At 39.9% G+C, this 18111-nt stretch carries 15 protein-coding genes and 1 CRISPR repeat array; of the genes, 13 read left to right on the top strand and 2 right to left on the bottom strand.

Annotation, left to right across the window (positions count from 1 at the left end; all coding sequences use genetic code 11):
- Positions 1–4: 4 nt before the first annotated feature.
- Complete coding sequence (locus B3209_RS00555) at positions 5–880, top strand: SPL family radical SAM protein (RefSeq protein ID WP_296689315.1); 876 nt, start codon at positions 5–7, stop codon at positions 878–880.
- Here B3209_RS00555 and B3209_RS00550 read toward each other — a convergent pair.
- Positions 877–2193, bottom strand: a complete 1317-nt coding sequence (locus B3209_RS00550; RefSeq protein ID WP_296689313.1) for an MATE family Na+-driven efflux transporter — start codon at positions 2191–2193, stop codon at positions 877–879. The two genes, B3209_RS00555 and B3209_RS00550, sit on opposite strands and share 4 nt — an antisense overlap.
- A 233-nt stretch (positions 2194–2426) precedes the next feature.
- A complete protein-coding gene (locus B3209_RS00545; RefSeq protein WP_296689310.1) occupies positions 2427–2879 on the bottom strand; it encodes a phosphotransferase in 453 nt (150 codons plus the stop codon).
- 400 nt (positions 2880–3279) lie between these two features.
- Between B3209_RS00545 and B3209_RS00540 the strand changes: the two genes are divergently transcribed.
- The 12 genes from B3209_RS00540 (at position 3280) to cas2 (ending at position 17660) form a co-directional block, all read left to right on the top strand.
- Positions 3280–3774, top strand: a complete 495-nt coding sequence (locus B3209_RS00540; RefSeq protein WP_296689307.1) for an HD domain-containing protein — start codon at positions 3280–3282, stop codon at positions 3772–3774.
- Positions 3775–3898: 124 nt separating this feature from the next.
- Positions 3899–4597, top strand: coding sequence for a hypothetical protein (locus tag B3209_RS00535; protein ID WP_296662201.1), 699 nt, complete (start codon positions 3899–3901; stop codon positions 4595–4597).
- A gap of 275 nt (positions 4598–4872) precedes the next feature.
- Positions 4873–5952: a BMP family lipoprotein gene (locus tag B3209_RS00530; RefSeq protein WP_296689305.1), complete on the top strand. Its 1080-nt coding sequence runs from the start codon at positions 4873–4875 to the stop codon at positions 5950–5952.
- A 265-nt stretch (positions 5953–6217) separates the two neighbouring features.
- Positions 6218–7738, top strand: a complete 1521-nt coding sequence (locus B3209_RS00525; RefSeq protein WP_296689303.1) for an ABC transporter ATP-binding protein — start codon at positions 6218–6220, stop codon at positions 7736–7738.
- Entirely contained in the window at positions 7735–8874 is a 1140-nt protein-coding gene (locus B3209_RS00520; protein ID WP_296689301.1) for an ABC transporter permease, read from the top strand. The genes B3209_RS00525 and B3209_RS00520 overlap by 4 nt, the downstream gene beginning before the upstream one ends.
- Entirely contained in the window at positions 8871–9803 is a 933-nt protein-coding gene (locus tag B3209_RS00515) for an ABC transporter permease (RefSeq protein ID WP_296662074.1), read from the top strand. The genes B3209_RS00520 and B3209_RS00515 overlap by 4 nt, the downstream gene beginning before the upstream one ends.
- A 20-nt stretch (positions 9804–9823) precedes the next feature.
- Positions 9824–10714: an aldose 1-epimerase family protein gene (locus tag B3209_RS00510; protein WP_296662075.1), complete on the top strand. Its 891-nt coding sequence runs from the start codon at positions 9824–9826 to the stop codon at positions 10712–10714.
- Between the two features lie 107 nt (positions 10715–10821).
- Entirely contained in the window at positions 10822–14745 is a 3924-nt protein-coding gene (cas12a, locus tag B3209_RS00505; RefSeq protein ID WP_296662076.1) for a type V CRISPR-associated protein Cas12a/Cpf1, read from the top strand.
- A gap of 14 nt (positions 14746–14759) precedes the next feature.
- Positions 14760–15791, top strand: coding sequence for a virulence RhuM family protein (locus tag B3209_RS00500; protein WP_296662077.1), 1032 nt, complete (start codon positions 14760–14762; stop codon positions 15789–15791).
- A gap of 6 nt (positions 15792–15797) precedes the next feature.
- Complete coding sequence (cas4, locus tag B3209_RS00495; protein ID WP_296662078.1) at positions 15798–16379, top strand: type V CRISPR-associated protein Cas4; 582 nt, start codon at positions 15798–15800, stop codon at positions 16377–16379.
- 12 nt (positions 16380–16391) lie between these two features.
- On the top strand, positions 16392–17366 hold the full coding sequence (gene cas1 / locus B3209_RS00490) for a type V CRISPR-associated endonuclease Cas1 (RefSeq protein WP_296662079.1): 975 nt from the start codon (positions 16392–16394) through the stop codon (positions 17364–17366).
- A gap of 18 nt (positions 17367–17384) precedes the next feature.
- Entirely contained in the window at positions 17385–17660 is a 276-nt protein-coding gene (gene cas2 / locus B3209_RS00485; protein ID WP_296662080.1) for a CRISPR-associated endonuclease Cas2, read from the top strand.
- Positions 17661–17777: 117 nt separating this feature from the next.
- Positions 17778–18063: direct repeats of the CRISPR family, unit length 36 nt; unit sequence GTTTAAGACAAATACAAAATTTCTACTGTTGTAGAT.
- Between the last annotated feature and the right edge of the window lie 48 nt (positions 18064–18111).

Here is an 18111-nt window from a genome sequence, read left to right as displayed (position 1 = left end):
TGATATGCATTTTACAGAGGCAAAAGGAATTCTTTCGGCGCGCAACGGAATGAATATTTACCGTGGCTGCACGCACGGCTGCATTTACTGCGACTCGCGCAGCCGCTGCTACCAGATGAGCCACGGTTTTGAGGACATCGAGGTAAAGCGGAATGCGGCTGAGCTTATGGAGCAGAAGCTTTCCTCCAAGCGCAAAAAGTGCATGATCGGAACAGGCGCGATGTGCGACCCTTATATGCACTGCGAGGCGGAACTCTCCCTTATGCGCCGCTGCCTTGAAGTCATCAATAGGCACGGATTCGGAATTGCCGTCCAGACAAAAAGCGACCTGATTCTGCGAGACATGAGTTTAATAGAAGAAATCAACGCAAAGTCAAAAGCCGTTGTCCAGATGACGCTTACAACCGCGGACGAAAATTTGTGCCGGACAATCGAGCCTGCGGTCTGCACAACGGCCGGGCGCGCGAAAGTTCTTGGCGAATGCAAGAAACGCAGAATTCCGACAGTCGTGTGGCTTTCGCCTTTTCTTCCTTTTATAAACGACACCGAGCAGAATGTCCGCCGCCTCCTTGAAATCTGCGTTCAGGAAAAGGTACTCGGAATAATCTGCTTTGGAATCGGACTTACGCTGCGCGAAGGAAACCGAGAATATTTCTACAGCAAGCTGGATGAGCATTTTCCCGGACTGAAAGAAAAATACATCCGCACTTACGGAAACGCCTACGAAGTTACAAGCCCGGAAAACGGCCGCCTGATGAAAATCATCACAAGCGAATGTCAGAAATCCGGAATCGAGTGGCGGCCGGAAAAAGTCTTTGAGTACATGAACGCTTTTCCGCAAGAAAAACCGGAAGCCACGCAGGAAATGTTTGAGTTTTAAATCTTAATGCGAACCTCTAGTTTTTTCAGCAAATGTGCATAAAGTATCGCCGATGGAATAAAGTCAAGAGACATTCCGATTCCGAACATCAGGCAGATTCCTATCAAAGATGGAACAAAAATTCCTGCGCAGTACAAAATGAACATAATTCCATAATAAACCACATCAATGCAGACGGACTGAATCAGCATATAATTTGTTTTTCCAAGTCCGTAAAAAGTTGCGTCAAAAATGCAAGTGTTGAAAATAAAAGTTATGTAAAATCCAGTTTCAATTAAAGCAATCCTAAAAACGGTCTCATATTCGGCAACGTTCATCACGAATTTTAAAAACGGCTTCCAAAGCGAAATCGAAAAAATCCAAGTTAAGGCGAAAACACAAGAAAGACAAATGTAGCCAAAAGTTTTTGAGCTGATGTTTTCTTGGTCTTCAGCAATTTCTTTTTTTACAACATCGGCAAGCGAAAGAGCGGGCAGCAAAAGCCAGTTCCAGATAAAATTGTTCGCAATCCAATAATTTCCCTGCTCCGAAACAACGTTCACCATTCTAACTACCATCATCATAAACGCAAAATTCCGCAAAAATGATTCGGTTCCTGAAAATTTTCCAACGGAAAACCATTCTTTGAGCCAAGAAAAATCCAACTGCGTTTTTTTGAAGATTTGAAATCCATCTTTTGAAAGCAGAAAAAACGAAACTGCTAAAATGCAAACGTTCACGATTATGTTTGAAACTGCAATTCCGTTTACGCCAAGATTTATGGAAACTGGCAGTGTGCTTACAAGAAACGTGTCCAAAATTATTGAAAGAACCGCTTGAATTCCAAGAAGAATATAGATGAAGAAATCTTTTTTCAGCGTTATAAAAACGAGAAACAAAAATCGCCACAAAGTTGAAAATAATGCGGCAACGGTTTCAAGACGAATATAGCGCGCAGTTTCATCGATAAGATTTTTGTTCTGCGCCATAAATTTTACAAGCGGCTTTGCAAAAATAAAAATCAAAATTGACAATATGGCATAGATAAAAGCCGTTGTAAGAATTCCAGTGCGGATTTTGTTTTCAAGTTCATTGTGATTGTTCAAGGATTTTCCGAGCAAGAAAAAAAGCGGAAGAATCAGCGCTTCCTGAACAACTTCGTAGAAAAGGTTTACCCAGGAAAGCTGGCTTGCAATGCTTATTCCCCATTCGTTTGGCAAGTTCCCGAGAAAATAAATTCGTACAGTTTGATAAACAGAGGGAAAAAGCATAGTCGCAAAAATTGCGAAAAACAATCTGTAGTTTACTGATTTTAGTGCTTTTAAGAATTTCATCCGATTTCTCCTATAAGTTTTATTCGGTTCTCTTGAACCCATAATTTTGAAAACTCAACCCAATTTTTTGTGCGAACGTATTGAAAATTTTGTGGCGACATTTGCGAAATAACTTTTTCCATTCGCCAAATCAGTTTGTCTGCAAAATTTGCAAGAGTTTTTTTGTCGGCATTATAAGCGGAAAGCGCGGTTTTCATCTGTCCAAGAATGTTGATTTCTGAACGGCGGTGACTTCATATATTTATCCAAAGCCACAGAATGTAAGTTAAATCTTCCCAGCGTTCTCCGGGAGCGGCACTGTCCCAATCGATGATTCCAACCGGCCGATTATTTTGAAAAACTGTATTGCACGGAGACAAGTCATTATGGCAGACAACTTTTTTTGAATTTGTAAAATCCAACGAAATGTCGTGAAATTGCCGAACCATTTTCATAAAATCGCAAAGTTGAACAAGATTTGTTTCTCCGATTTCTTTGGGAACAAAGCCATTTATATAGAAGAATCGATCTCGACCTTGCTCATCCCGACCTAAATATCTTTGCGAAAAAGGATAATTTTGTTTTTCAAGAAATTGCAAGAAGCTGCTTGCAAAGTCGCTTTCATTTTTGTGTGGACGGCGAACTTCATTTCCGATTTTTACCACACCAATAGTTGAACGGCCACCGGTCAAGATTTCTTCTTGCATGTGAATATTATAACATGGATTTTGTGGAAAAGTTGATTCAATTTTTTAGAAAATGCTGTCAACAACTTTTTAGAAAAATTCTTGACAACCGATATTTGGTTTATTATATTTTTCTGTTAGTTACATAATGTAACTTAAAATGTGAGATTTTGCTGACACAAAACTTGTTTATTTAACGTGTGCGCTCTCGCGCACGACCTAACGCTATCACGTTAGGCTATGGAGCACTGGCGAAGGCTGTTTTGACAGCCGAAACCAAAGACCGCAGCCGTGCGATTTGCACGGCGAGGACTTAGAGCGTGAGCGAAGTGCGGAACAGCCGACCCGAACGCAGTGAGGGGAACGCCTGAAAAAAAAGATACTAAAGAAAGTTCAGTATGACATAAGGAGCAAAAACACAATGAACCTGACCAAACTTCTAAAATCAATTTTTGAGTACGACCCGGACGGACCTAATATTCATCACCTGATGGCGGTGCATGGCTACAGCCGGCTTATCGCGCAGATGGAAAACGTGGACGAGCATACGCTTTTTATAACGGAAGTCGCGGCGTATCTTCACGACATCGGCGTAAAGGCGAGCAAGGAAAAATATGGAAACAGCCAGCCTCAGCATCAGGAGACGGAAGGTCCTGCAATTGCGAAAAAACTTCTTGAGCCGCTTTCTCTTCCTGCAGCCGATGTTGAGCGGATTTGCTTTATAATCGGCCATCACCACACGTACAAGGCGATTGACGGACTTGACTTTCAGATCCTTGTTGAGGCGGACTTTATCGTGAACGTTATGGAAGGCTACTGCAAGCGCGAGTCTGTTCCGGCGATGAAGGCGAACGTGTTCAAGACCGCAAGCGGAAAATATCTTCTGAAGCAGATGTTTGAAAAGTCGGCACGATAAATAAAATTAACGGCTGCACTTTGTTCTGTCATGTAGAAAAAATAAAAAATTCTGCTGCGACATTATATGTCGGTTTGATGTTGTATGATTCTAGGAAATATAATTCGGTTTTTACGGAGTTTTTATGGGTGATAGAATCGGAAGCGAAAAAGAAGTTATTCTGGTTTACGGAAATGATTTAAGAAATTGCGGAGACTCGGAATTTTATAAATATCTGCGTAAAAATTATAGAAATGTTTCCACAAAAGGCATTTTCAGTTCCTGTCCCTGGGTTTACATTAATCTGAAGGAGAAGACGTTTTTTTCAGGAATTCCGGGAATAAAAATAACGGAAGTTTTTCACGGGCATGCCGTAACAGTCGATGAGTTTTTTACGATTGAAAAGATTTATGAGGAATTAAAAGGCAAATTCTGCAGAAACAGGAAAGTCAAGGATATTTATTCAAAATACAAAGGAAAGGATGTGTTTGTTTTCAACAAGGAAAGATTTGACTGTGATGAAGGCGCGGAGGTTGCGTGCCAGCTGATAAAAGAGCGGGAATTGCATGAACAGCTTGAAAAAGAAAAAGTTTTCTGTTTTATAGAACTAGACAAAGAAAAAATATTGCAAAGAGAATTTATTTTGCTGAAATCAGAAGAGACCCAATGCTTGCTTCCCTCATCTGGAATTTACGACGGAATGCTGCAGCAGCAAAGTATTCCTGGCGATGAGTATTGCAAATGTAAAGTGGAGTTTACCGATACGGAAATAATCATACGAACTGACGGATATACAAACGGCCCTGATTATCTTGAGAATTTAAAGATTTACAGGCATAATTAAGCAAGTTTTGGAAAAGTGGCTATGATATAAATATCACGAGCTGTAGAAAATGATTTATTATGGAAGAAAATTCTCAAGAATTTTGCTCGCTTATTAAAGACGAGGAGGAGAGGATTTCCGGGAATTTCGGCGTCTTGTAGTTTTTCCTGTTTGTTATTTCCAGCTGAAAATGCGCTTTAGCAAAATCCTGTCCGCTGTTTTTTCTTGACATGAACCTTTGTGAATTATACTATTTACCAAGAAACTTGCAGTGCATTTTTTTTTATGGAGGAAAAATGAAAAAGATTCTTACAGTTGCGGTCAGTGTTCTGCTTATCGCCACATCAGCGTTTGCCGCCGGAAAAAAGAAGGATTCAAAGAAGTCGAATCTCAGGGTCGGAATGGTTACGGACTCAGGAACAATCGACGACAAGTCTTTCAATCAGGGAACTTGGGAAGGAATTTTGCGCGCCCAGAAGGACATGGGAATAAAGACAAAGTACCTCAAGCCTGCCGGAACAACAGAGGCGGATTATCTCAAGGAAATCGGAAACCTTGCGGATGCCGGCTATCAGATGATTATCTGTCCGGGATTCAAATTCGAGACGGCCGTTTATGCTGCTCAGAAAAAATATCCGAACGTTCTTTTTGTCATTCTTGACGGAAAGCCTCACACGGCGGACTACAGCACTTTCGAGACTGCGAAGAACACTGTCGCCGTCTCTTGGCTTGAGCAGGAGTCAGGATTTGTCGCAGGAGTTGCAGCTGCGGTTCAGATTAAGGAAGGAAAATTTGGATTCATCGGCGGAATGGAAATTCCTGCGGTTCAGAAATTCAACTGGGGATGGCAGCAGGGAATCGCCTATGCGAACGCCAACTACGGAACAAAGATTTCAATTGATGCGGAGAACGTCGTCTATCAGGGAACATTCTCTGACGTTGCTGCAGGACAGCAGCTTGCGGCCTCAATGTACGACAAGGGCGTTAAGGTTGTGTTCGCGGCTGCAGGCGGTGTAGGAGTCGGAGTCATCAACGAGGCAAAGACACGCCGCTCGACAGGAAAGGATGTGTGGATGGTCGGAGTTGACGTTGACCAGTACAATGATGGAATCTACGCCAAGGGAAAAAGCGCGGTTCTCACTTCCGCACAGAAATTCCTTGACCGCGCGTCCTACGATATGATTGAGGCCCAGCTTGCAGGAAAATTCCCGGGCGGACAGGAGCTTGAGCTTTCTGCGGTGAACGACGGAATCGGAATTCCTGTTAAGAATCCTAACCTTTCCGCGGACGCGCAGAAAAAGGCTGACGAGGTTCTTGCCCTCATAAAATCAGGCGAAATCAAAGTCGCGGCTTCAGGTGACGGACTCATAAAATAAAATCAGAATTTCATCTTGAAATTAGCCTTCGGCGTAAAAACCGGAGGCTTATTTTTTTATTGAGATTTGCTGTTGCATATTTGATAATTGTCATGGGGCTGTCCCAAAAGTATCTTTTTTGTCATTTTCGGGCTTGACCCGGAAATCTGTTATGCAAGATACTCCGGTCAAGCCGGAGTATGACATAGATGCAAGTTTGGGGCTTATTTTTTTTACACGGAATCCGTATGCTGTGATATAATTTCATGTTGAGATTGGAGTAAAAATGGGCGCAGACAACTACGTGATTGAGATGCTCAATATCAGGAAGGAGTTTCCGGGTATTGTTGCAAACGATGATATTACGCTTAGGGTGCGGGACGGAGAGGTCCATGCCATTCTAGGCGAGAATGGGGCCGGAAAATCCACGCTGATGAGCATCCTGTTCGGGCTTTATCATGCGGACAGGGGAACTATAAAAATCCGCGGAAAGGAAGTTTCCATAAAAAATCCGAATGACGCGGCTCGTCTTGGAATTGGAATGGTTCACCAGCATTTTCAGCTTGTGGCTAATTTTACGGTTACGGAGAACATCATTCTCGGAAAGGAAGGCGGATTTGTTCTGCACAGAAAGGAAGCTTCGGCAAGAATAAAAGCGCTGAGCGAGAAGTACGGACTGAACATTGATCCTGACATGAAGATTGAGGACATTTCCGTGGGAATGCAGCAGCGTGTCGAGATTCTGAAAATGCTTTACTGCGACGCTGACATCCTGATTTTTGACGAGCCGACGGCGGTTCTGACTCCGCAGGAAATTGACGACCTCATGCGGATTATCAGGAATCTTGTGAAGGAAGGAAAGTCCGTCATAATAATCACGCACAAGCTGAACGAGATAAAGGCAGTCGCTGACCGCTGCACGATTATCCGCCGTGGAAAACTGATTGACGTTGTGGATGTCGCCTCAACTGATGCCGCTCTTATGGCTGCGAAAATGGTCGGACGTCCTGTGAATTTCAAGGTTGAAAAGTGCGCTCCAAAAATCGGGCGGTCTGTGCTTGAAGTGAAGAATCTCTGCGTGATGAATACAAAGAAAGTTCCGGGCGTTAAGAATTTCAGCCTTGCGGTTCATGAGGGCGAGATTGTCGGGCTTGCGGGCGTTGACGGAAACGGGCAGACTGAGCTTGTCGAGGCGATCTGCGGACTTGTTCCTGTGGAAAGTGGCTCTGTCATTATTGACGGAACGGATGCGACAAATCTGACTGTGCGCAAAAGAAACGGGCTGGGGCTTGGCCATATTCCTGAGGACAGAATCAAGCGCGGACTTATAGCCTCAATGCGGATTGCCGAGAACATGGTGGTGAAGTCGTATTACAGGAAGCCTTTCAGCAGAAACGGAATCCTTAATTTTCCGGAAATCAATTCGTATTCGGCGGACGTTGTTCAGAAATTCGATGTTAGGTCCGGCGAGGGAATAAATTCTCCTGCGGGAAAACTTTCAGGCGGAAACCAGCAGAAGATGATTGTCGGCCGCGAGATTTCCATGAATCCGAAGCTTCTGATTGCCGTTCAGCCTACGCGCGGTCTTGATGTTGGCGCGATTGAATATATCCACAAACAGATTGTGGCGCACCGGGACAAGGGGAACGCAGTGCTTCTTGTTTCTCTTGAGCTTGACGAGATTTTCAACCTGTCGGACAGAATCGCCGTCATTTCAGGCGGAGAACTGATGGATATTGTTGACACTTCTTCGATCGATGAGCATTCTGTGGGACTTATGATGGCTGGCGTGAGGAAAAGCAAATGATGATTAAAAAAATATTTTCTGCAAAAAAAACAGAGGAGAGAAAGAGCGAACCGTTCCTGATTGCGCTGAGCGCGGTTGTGCTCGGACTTGCCGCGGGCGGACTTCTCATGCTTTTTATAGGGGAAAATCCGTTTGAGGCTTATGCCTATATTTTCAAGGGCGCGCTGATGAACCGCGAGAGAATCGGAAACACTTTTGCCACCGCCACTCCGCTTATGTTCACCGGGCTTTCGTTTGCGTTCGCATACAAGGCAGGGCTTTTCAACATAGGAGCTTCCGGTCAGATGCTGGTGGGCGGACTTTTTGCCACGGTTGTAGGCCATTTTGTCTTTCTTCCGCGTCCGCTTTATCTTGCCGTGCTTGTCATTTCCGCGGCTGCAGGAGGTGCCTTGTGGGGCGCGCTCGTCGGTTTCCTTAAGGCGAAATTCAATGTGCACGAGGTTGTCTCATCAATCATGCTGAACTGGACGGCGTACTGGAGCATTTACTATTTTGTTCCGGCATATTTAAAAGGTCCTTCGCTTGAGACTGAAAGCTCCTCTCTTGCCGTTACGCAGTCGCTTAGAAGTCCATGGCTTTCCGCAGTTTTTTCAGGCTCGGAATACATCAACCTGGGAATAATTTTTGCCGTCGCCTCGGTCTTTCTTGTGCGCTGGTGCCTGAACAGGACCACGTTGGGCTATGAGCTTAAGGCTGTGGGAGCGAACAGATTCTGCGCGGAATATGCCGGAATCAACGTGAACCGGAGCATCGTGCTTTCCATGGCGATTTCAGGCGGACTTTCGGGGCTGGCCGGTCTTTCGTATTATGCAGGTTACGCATTGAACATGCAGATTGGCGTGATGCCTGCCCAGGGATTTGACGGAATCGCGGTTTCCCTGCTCGGAGCTTCAACACCGGTGGGCGTTCTGTTCGCATCCCTTTTCTTCGGAATCCTTCAGTCTGGAAAAGGATTCATGAACGCGCTCACCGATGTTCCGCCTGAAATCGCGGACACGATTATTTCTGTAATAATCTACTTTACCGCGACGAGCGTTATGTTTGAGAAGCTTTGGAACAGGCTTTTCCATTCGCTTCACGAAAAGAAGCTTGCGAGAGTTTCTGGAAATTCAAATCAATCGGGAGATGAAAAATGAATTTGCTTTATCAGGTTTTTCCTTACGTAATCGCATACACGATGCCCATGCTCATAACTTCTTTGGGCGGACTTTACAGCGAGCGTTCCGGCGTCACAAACCTCGGACTTGAGGGGCTGATGCTTTCAGGGTATTTTGGAAGCGCGTTCACAATCAGGCTACTTGAGAATTCCGCGGGACACACGCAGGTCATAATAATCGGACTTGCCGCAGGAGCTTTGTTCGGAATTGTTTTTGCGCTGCTCCATGCATTCGCCTCGATAACGCTCAAGGCGGATCAGGTCATTTCAGGAACAGCAGTCAACATGCTTGCCGCCGCAATCACGATTTACATCGCGCGTCAGGTTACGGGCAGCGGAAACATTCCGATTATGATGGGAATAATTCCTGTGGACTACGCAGGACTTTCAGGAATTCCGTTTTTCGGCAAACTGATTTTCTCGCGCGTATACTGGTCAACCTGGCTCGTGCTCGGAGTTTGGGGATTCTCGTTCTGGTTGCTTTACAAGACTTCATTCGGACTGCGCCTCCGTGCCTGCGGTGAGCATCCTTCTGCTGTCGCGAGTGCGGGAGTGAACGTGCATTTTATGCGCTATGTCGCGGTTCTTGTGAGCGGCGCCTTGTCCGGTCTTGGCGGAGCTGTCATGCTTGTAACTTATTCGGGCGAATTTAACGGAAGCGTAGCAGGACTTGGATTCCTTTCGATTGCCGCGCTGATTTTCGGACAGTGGAAGCCTCTTGGAATTCTCGGAGCGACATTCTTCTTCGGATTCTTCACCACGCTTGCGAATGTCTCACAGGTCATTCCAGCCCTTGCAGTGATTCCGACAGTAATCTTCAAGGTGTTCCCTTACGCAGTGACACTTGTCGCGCTCATCTTCTCGTCAAAGAAAATGACCGCCCCCGCCGCGAACGGAATTCCGTATTGAAGATGATGGAGAGAATTGAAATGATTGTAACATTGAAAAATGAAAGATTTGAACTTGATGTGAATACTTGCGGAGCCGAAATCAATAGATTTATCCGCCGTGAAACTGGGCATGATATTATTTGGCGCGGAGATTCTTCCGTTTGGAAATTTCATGCGCCGATTCTTTTTCCTCACTGCGGAAAGATAAAAGATGCATTTGTTCTTATTGACGGAAAATCATTTCCGCTGAAAAGCAACGGATTTGCAAGAGACCTTGACCATAAATTGATTTCGCACACAGAAGATTCTGCGGTTTTTGAACTTTCCGAAAATGAATACACGCTGAAACTTTTTCCGTACAAGTTTATTCTTCGCGTTGAATACAAACTGAAAAATGACGGCGTTGTTTTTAGGTCAACTGTTACGAACACAGATTCAGTTCCGTTTAAATTCAGTCTCGGAAGCCACAGCGCATTTGTGATTGACAACGTGAACGACTTTCAAATTGAGTTTGAAAAAAAAGAGCCTCTTGTGCAGGTTGCCTGCTATAAAAATGGTTTTCTTGCTTCTACTTCAAAAGGCGATTGTCCGGTTAAAAAACTTTATAGTGAAAAAAATCCGGGGATAATTCCAGTTGGCATATCTGGCTTTGGGAATGGACATCTTTTTACGGATATAAAATCAGACTGGGCTGGACTTAGGAATACTCGGACCGGCGAACTGATTCGTGTGAACACAAAAGACTATCCTTACGTGATGATTTGGCAGAACCCAGGCGCTCCTGAGTTTGTCTGCATAGAACCTTGGTTCGGACTTCCTGATGCCGACAGTACAGATCATCTGTGGGAACATAAACCTGGACTCGAAATTCTTGAACCGAAAAAAACTTTTATCTCTGACCAAAGCATAACTGTTGACTTGTTGAACTGAAACGGTAATAAGAAATTATATATAACGAAATATATTTTCATTGCGACATTGTATGTCGTTTTTATGGTTTATAATAAAATAGTTTTTTTATTTCAGGAGAAGTATTTATGAAAACAGTTGAACAGTTTTGCGGTCAAAAGAATGGATATTCAAGATCAATAACATTAAGAAACAGATTGATTCCGGTTGGAAAAACTGAAGAAAATTTGCAGAAGGCAAATATGCTTGAAGCAGATTTTAACCGTGCAAAGGCATATTCTGAAGTAAAAAATCTTATTGATGACTTTCACCGTTCTTTTATCGAAGATGTCCTTTCTAATACAAAACTAGGTTGGAAAAATCTTTATGATGTGTTTGATTTATGTCAATTGGAAAAAGATAAAATAAAAAAGGAGAAGCAAAAGAAAGATTTGCAAAGTATTCAGGCTGCAATGCGGAAAGCGATTGTCAAAAAGTTTAAAGATGATGAGCGTTTTTCTAAGTTGTTCAAAAAAGAGCTTCTTTCAGATTTGCTTCCATCGATTATAAAAAATGATGAAAGCGGAACAATTACAGATAAAAATGAAGCACTCAAAGTTTTTAAAGGATTCTCAACCTATTTTTCTGGTTTTCATCAGAACCGTGAAAATCTTTACAGCGATGAAGCAAAAGCGACTGCAATCAGTAACAGAATCGTAAATGAAAACTTCCCGAAATTTCATGCGAATGTAAAAGTATTTGAATATCTTCAAAAGAATTTTCCAGAAATTATTTCAGATACAGAAGAATCTTTGAAAGCATTCCTTAATGGAAAAAAGTTATCAGAAATCTTCAATCCAGAAAAATTTAATGCAGTTCTTTGCCAAAGCGGAATCGATTTTTATAATACTGTAATCGGAGGAATTTCTGATGAAAATGGAAAGCAAAAAATTCAAGGTTTGAATGAAAAAATCAATCTTGCAAGCCAGCAGCTTCCGCCAGAGGAAAAATCTAAACTCAAAAAGAAAATGACTGTTCTTTACAAGCAAATTTTAAGCGATAAAAAAACGGCTTCATTTATTCCTATTGGATTTGAAAAAAGCGAGGAAGTTTATAAAAGTATAAAGCAGCTTAAAGAAGAATATTTTGACAAAGCTTATAAATTAATAGAAAGAACTTTTTCTGCTCCTGATTATGACTTGTCTGAAATTTTTGTTCCGGCAAAAGAACTTACAGCATTTTCACTTGCGATTTTTGGAAACTGGTCAATTTTGAATGACGGGCTTTTTCTGCTTGAAAAGGATAATTCAAAAAAGGAACTCACAGAAAAACAGGTTGAAAATCTTCACAAAGAAATTTCCAAAAAAGATTATTCATTAGCGGATTTGCAAAAGGCTTATGAACGCTGGGCAAACGAAAACGGAGTTCCGGCTGATAAAACAGTAAAGTCATATTTTTCACTCTCCGAGCTTCGTGCAAATGAGAAAACAAAGGAAAAAGAACCGGTTGATATTGTTGAAAAAATAAAAATTACTTATGAAAAAATTGATTTTGAGAATATTGAAAATCTTCAGGCAGAAAAAGAAGCTGCAACTCCAATAAAAAATTTTTTGGATGAAGTTCAGTGCCTTTTTCATCATTTAAAACTTGTAGATTATCGCGGCGAAGAGCAAAAAGATTCTGCATTTTATTCAAAACTTGATGAGATTTTAATTCCTCTTTCTGAAATTATTTCGCTTTATAATAAAGTCCGAAACTTTGTTACAAAAAAGCCGGGTGAAGTAAAGAAGATTAAGCTGAATTTTGAATGTCCTACGTTGGCGAATGGTTGGGATTTAAATAAAGAATCCTCTAATGATGCGATAATTCTTCGTAAGAACGGAAAATATTTTCTTGGAATTTTTAATCCAGAAGATAAACCCAAATTTTCGAATGATTCAATCTGTAAAAATCAACAAGAATCTCATTATGAAAAAATGATTTATAAACTTTTGCCCGGACCAAATAAAATGCTTCCAAAAGTTTTCTTTTCTACAAAAGGACAGGAAACTTTTTTGCCTCCAAAAGATTTGCTTTTAGGATATGAGCAGGGAAAACATAAAAAGGGAGAGTCTTTCGATAAATCTTTTATGCACAAACTGATTGACTGGTTCAAATATGCAATTAATCAGCATGAAGATTGGAAAAATTTTAATTTCAAATTTTCTCCAACAGAAAGTTATGAGGACATGAGTGGATTTTATAAGGAAGTTGAGCTTCAAGGATATAAAATCACTTTCCAAAATATTTCTGAAAACTACATCGATTCGCTTATTGATTCCGGGAAACTTTATCTTTTCCAAATTTACAATAAAGATTTTGCAGAAAAAGCGGACGGCAAAAAAAATCTTCATACGCTTTATTGGGAAAATCTTTTTAGTCCTGAAAATCTCAAGGACATCTGCCTAAAACTAAACGGCGATGCGGAACTTTTTTATCGCCCTGCAAGTGAAAATCTTAAAGTTATAAAGCATGAAAAAGATTCAATTCTTGTAAACCGAACTACAACTGACGGAGAAACAATCCGCGATGAAACCTATCAGGAAATTTATAAATTCAAAAATCCTGCAAAACAGAAAAAAGGTTTTAAACTTTCCAATGAAGCAAAATCGCTTTTAGATTCTGGAAAAGTTGTGTTTAAAAAGGCTAGGTTCGAAATCACAAAAGATAAGCATTTCTTGCAGAACACATATCTTTTTCATTGCCCGATTACAATGAATTTTAAAGCCCCAGAAATTACCGGCAAAAAATTTAATGAAAGAGTTTTGGAATATCTTCGCAACAATCCTGATGTAAAAATTATTGGTCTTGACCGTGGCGAGCGTCATCTGATTTATCTTTCACTTATAAATCAAAATGGGGAAATTGAACTGCAAAAAACTTTGAACATTGTTGAACAAATTCGAGGAGACAAAGAAAATCCAGTTTCTGTAAATTATCAGGAAAAACTTGTTCAAAAAGAAGGCGACCGGAACAAAGCGCGTAAAAATTGGCAGACAATCGGAAATATTAAGGAACTGAAGGAAGGTTATCTTTCTAATATTGTTCATGAAATTGCAAAGCTTATGGTTGAGCAAAACGCAATTGTTGTGATGGAAGATTTGAACTTTGGTTTTAAGCGCGGCCGTTTTGCAGTTGAACGTCAGGTTTATCAGAAGTTTGAAAATATGCTGATTGAAAAGCTGAATTATTTTGCATTCAAAGACAGACCTGCAACAGAACCAGGCGGAATTTTGAACGCTTATCAATTGACGGATAAATCTGCAAATATCAGTGATGTCGGAAAACAATGCGGCTGGATTTTCTATATTCCGGCAAGCTATACTTCAAAAATCGATCCAAAAACCGGTTTTGCAAATCTGTTTAATACGAAAGGTCTGACAAATGTTGAAAAGAAAAAAGAAGTTTTCAGCAAGTTTGATTCGATTCGTTACGACTCAAAAGAAAACTGTTTTGTATTCAGTGTGAATTATTCAAAATTGGGTGACAATGCAGACTTTAAGAAAAACTGGGAAATTTATACTCACGGTGAGCGAATAGTTTACAGCAGAAAAGAAAACAAAACATTCTCTGTAAATCCTACTGAAAATCTGGAAAAAGCTTTTGACGGGCAGTTTGCACAATCTGGCATAAATTGGAAAAACAAAGAAAATCTTATTGATTTAATAGAAAATATTTCCGCTGAAAAATCCAATGCAAAATTTTTTGATGAACTTTTGCGTTCCTTTACAACAACTCTTCAAATGCGAAATTCAGTTCCAAATACAGAAGAAGATTATTTGATTTCTCCAGTGAAAGCTGCGGACGGAACATTTTTTGACAGCCGTAATGAAATTGCAAAAGGAAAAGATTCCGGCGGAAAATGGATTTCAAAATTCCCAGTCGATGCCGATGCAAACGGAGCTTATCACATTGCATTAAAAGGCTTGTATCTTTTACAGAACAATTTTAACTTGAACCCAAAAGGTTACATAGAAAATATTTCCAATGCCGACTGGTTCAAGTTTGTCCAGAAAAAAGAATATCTGAAATAAGGATATAAGAAACTATGCAGCAAAAAAATAAACGAATTACAATTAGAAGTTCCGCCGCTGAATATCTTACATTCATTGCAGCGACCGGCGATGACAAAAATACTGTGGAAGTTCGCTACGAAGATGAAAACATCTGGATTACCCAAAAAATGCTTGCGACTTTATATGAAGTTGATGTCCGCACAATTAACTATCATATTTTGAAAATTTTCGAGGATTCAGAGCTTTCTGAAGATTCAGTTATCCGAAATTTTAGGATAACTGCCACTGACGGTAAAGCATACAACACAAAGCATTACAATCTTCAAATGATAATTGCAGTTGGTTTTAAAGTTAATTCTGACCGTGCCATTCAATTCCGCAAGTGGGTCAATGCGATTGCCAAAGATTATACGATAAAAGGCTGGGTAATGGATTCCGAAAGGATGAAAAATGACGGCTCGATTCTTACAAAAAAATATTTTGAAGAGTTGCTGTCAGAAATTCGTGAAATCAGAATATCCGAACGTAAGTTCTATCAAAAAATTACTGACATATACGCAACAAGCCTTGATTACGATAAAACTTCCAAAACCACAAAGGATTTTTTTGCAAATGTACAGAATAAACTGCATTGGGCAATACACAAACATACTGCTGCAGAACTTATTATGGAGCGTGCAAATTCTGAAAAACCAAACATGGGACTGACAGACTGGAGAAAAGCACCAGATGGCAAAATTGAAAAAACTGATGTGAGCATTGCGAAGAATTATCTTAATAAGAATGAACTTGAACAATTGGAACGCATTGTAACTATGTATTTGGATTATGCGGAACTGCAAGCGAAGCGGAATATTCCAATGACAATGAATGACTGGTCTGTTCGCCTAAATAAATTTCTTGACTTCAATGAATACGAAATTTTGCAGGACAATGGTCATGTAACAGCGGAGATTGCCAAATCGTTTGCTGAAACCGAATGGGAAAAATATCGTGTGATTCAAGATAAAATCTATAAAAGTGATTTTGATTTATTTTTGGAAGAAACAAAGAAGCTAAAATAAATTTCTATGGAACTTTACCTGAAAATCACATATCTGAACGATTTTATTTTTTGTCCGCTTTCGATTTATTATCATCAACTTTACGGCGATTTGGCAGAGCGGCTTTATTATGATAATGCCCAGTTGGACGGAAAAGCAGCTCATTCTGCAATTGATGAAAAGCGTTATTCAACGCACAAAAATGTTTTGCAGGGAATTGACGTTTATTCTGATGAATACAAGCTTTGCGGAAAAATTGATATTTTTGACAATGAGAAAGGACTGCTCACAGAACGGAAAAAGCATATTGAAACAATTTATGACGGTTATGTTTTTCAGCTTTATGCGCAGTGCCTTTGTCTTAGAGAAATGGGCTACAATGTGAAGTCAATCCGTTTTTATTCTATCGATGACAATAAAGTTTATCCGCAAAAGCTTCCGGAAGAAAATCTTGAAATGCTTGAAAAATTCAAGCTGACAAATCAAGAAATGCATTTTTTTAATGTTGATTCTTACGAACCAAAAAATCCAGACAAATGCCGCCGTTGCATTTATAACGATTTCTGCGACAGACAACTGGCGCCAAAAGCATACCGCGGCGGAAATTAGAAGGAAGTAAAAATGATGAGTACACGTGATTTTGAATATAAGCAAATGGCTTTTGTGTTTACAAATAACGGTGAGAAAATCAGTTTTAAAAATGATAACCTTTTAATCACCGATGAAAACGGAAAAACAAAACATCAATCAACCTGCTACAGGCTTTTTATGTTGTTTATTTGCGGCGACTACTGCATTACAACAGGGCTTTTGGACAGAGCAAACAAATTCGGATTTAACATTGTTCTTATGTCACCAAATCTTCGCATTACAAAAATTATTCCGTCAAAGGCTGAAGGAAATGTGCTTTTGCGCAGGAAGCAATATGAATACAACAGAACCGACATTGCCGCTCATGTAATCTCAAATAAAATCCACAACCAGAATGCAATTCTTAAAAAGAAGCGGAACAAAACTAACGATGAAAAAGAGGTGATTCAAAAATTAAAGCAGTTTGAAAAAGATGTCTTAAAGCCAAATTTGTCTGTTCAGGAAATAATGGGAATTGAAGGGATAGGTGCAAAGTTATATTTTCAGTCACTTTTTAAAAGTTACAATTGGACAGCTCGCCGTCCTCGTGTAAAGCATGATATTACAAATACTCTTATGGACATCGGTTACACAATTTTATTCAATATTGTTAATGCGCTTTTGGAAATGTACGGATTTGATGTTTATGTCGGAATTTTGCATACTCAATTTTTTCATCGAAAGTCACTTGTTTGTGATTTGGAAGAGCCGTTTCGCCCAATTGTCGATCAAGCTATTTTAAAGGCAATGAACCTCGGTCAGGTTTCTGAAAAGGATTTTTGGAAAAATCAAAATCAATATATTCTTCCCTGGAAGAATTCAAAAAAATATGTTGGTTTGATTCTGGATGCAATTATTGAATACAAAAATGAAATTTTTATTTATCTACAAAGTTATTACCGCGCCTTTATGCGAAACAAAAATACAGAAGATTTTCCATTTTTTGATATGGAAGATTCAATCTAAAAAAACACAGGAGAAGATATGCTTCTAATCAGTTATGACATAAGCAATGACAAAGTCCGGACAAAGTTTTCTAAATATCTTTCAAAATTTGGATTTAGATTGCAGTATTCTGTTTTTGAAATAAACAACAGCGAAACAGTCTTAAAAAATATTGAAAATGAAATTCAAAATGTGTATATGAAGGCTTTCACAGAAGAAGATTCTGTGATAATATTTGATATGTCAGCTACATGTAAAAAAATGTGTTACGGATATGCCAAAAATGAAAAGGCAGACTTTTTCGTGATTGCATAAAATTGCAAACCCAAGGTCTTACTGGAGATTTTTAGCATGAAAACTCTTAAATATGCTTATTTTGATGTAACAAATGCAAAATACCGCAAAAAACTGTACTGTTGTACAAAAGTTAGGGTTTAAGACAAATACAAAATTTCTACTGTTGTAGATTATTCTTTACCCAACCCAACAAGATTGTTTAAGACAAATACAAAATTTCTACTGTTGTAGATTGAATGCCTTATTTCAGCATTCTCTTGTTTAAGACAAATACAAAATTTCTACTGTTGTAGATGTTACGAGAAAATTTATTCATGCTAAGTTTAAGACAAATACAAAATTTCTACTGTTGTAGATCTATGCCTTTACATTTGTCTTAAAAGATGTTTAAGACAAATACAAAATTTCTACTGTTGTAGATACGCAAGTCTGAATCAAAGTAAAGATAGTTTAAGACAAATACAAAATT

Origin of the sequence: Treponema sp. UBA6852 (assembly GCA_002449305.1) — a bacterium.
Taxonomy (GTDB): Bacteria; Spirochaetota; Spirochaetia; order Treponematales; family Treponemataceae; genus Treponema_D.
The sequence above is the reverse complement of the archived record's forward strand: the minus strand, read 5'-3'. Positions and strand labels throughout refer to the sequence as shown.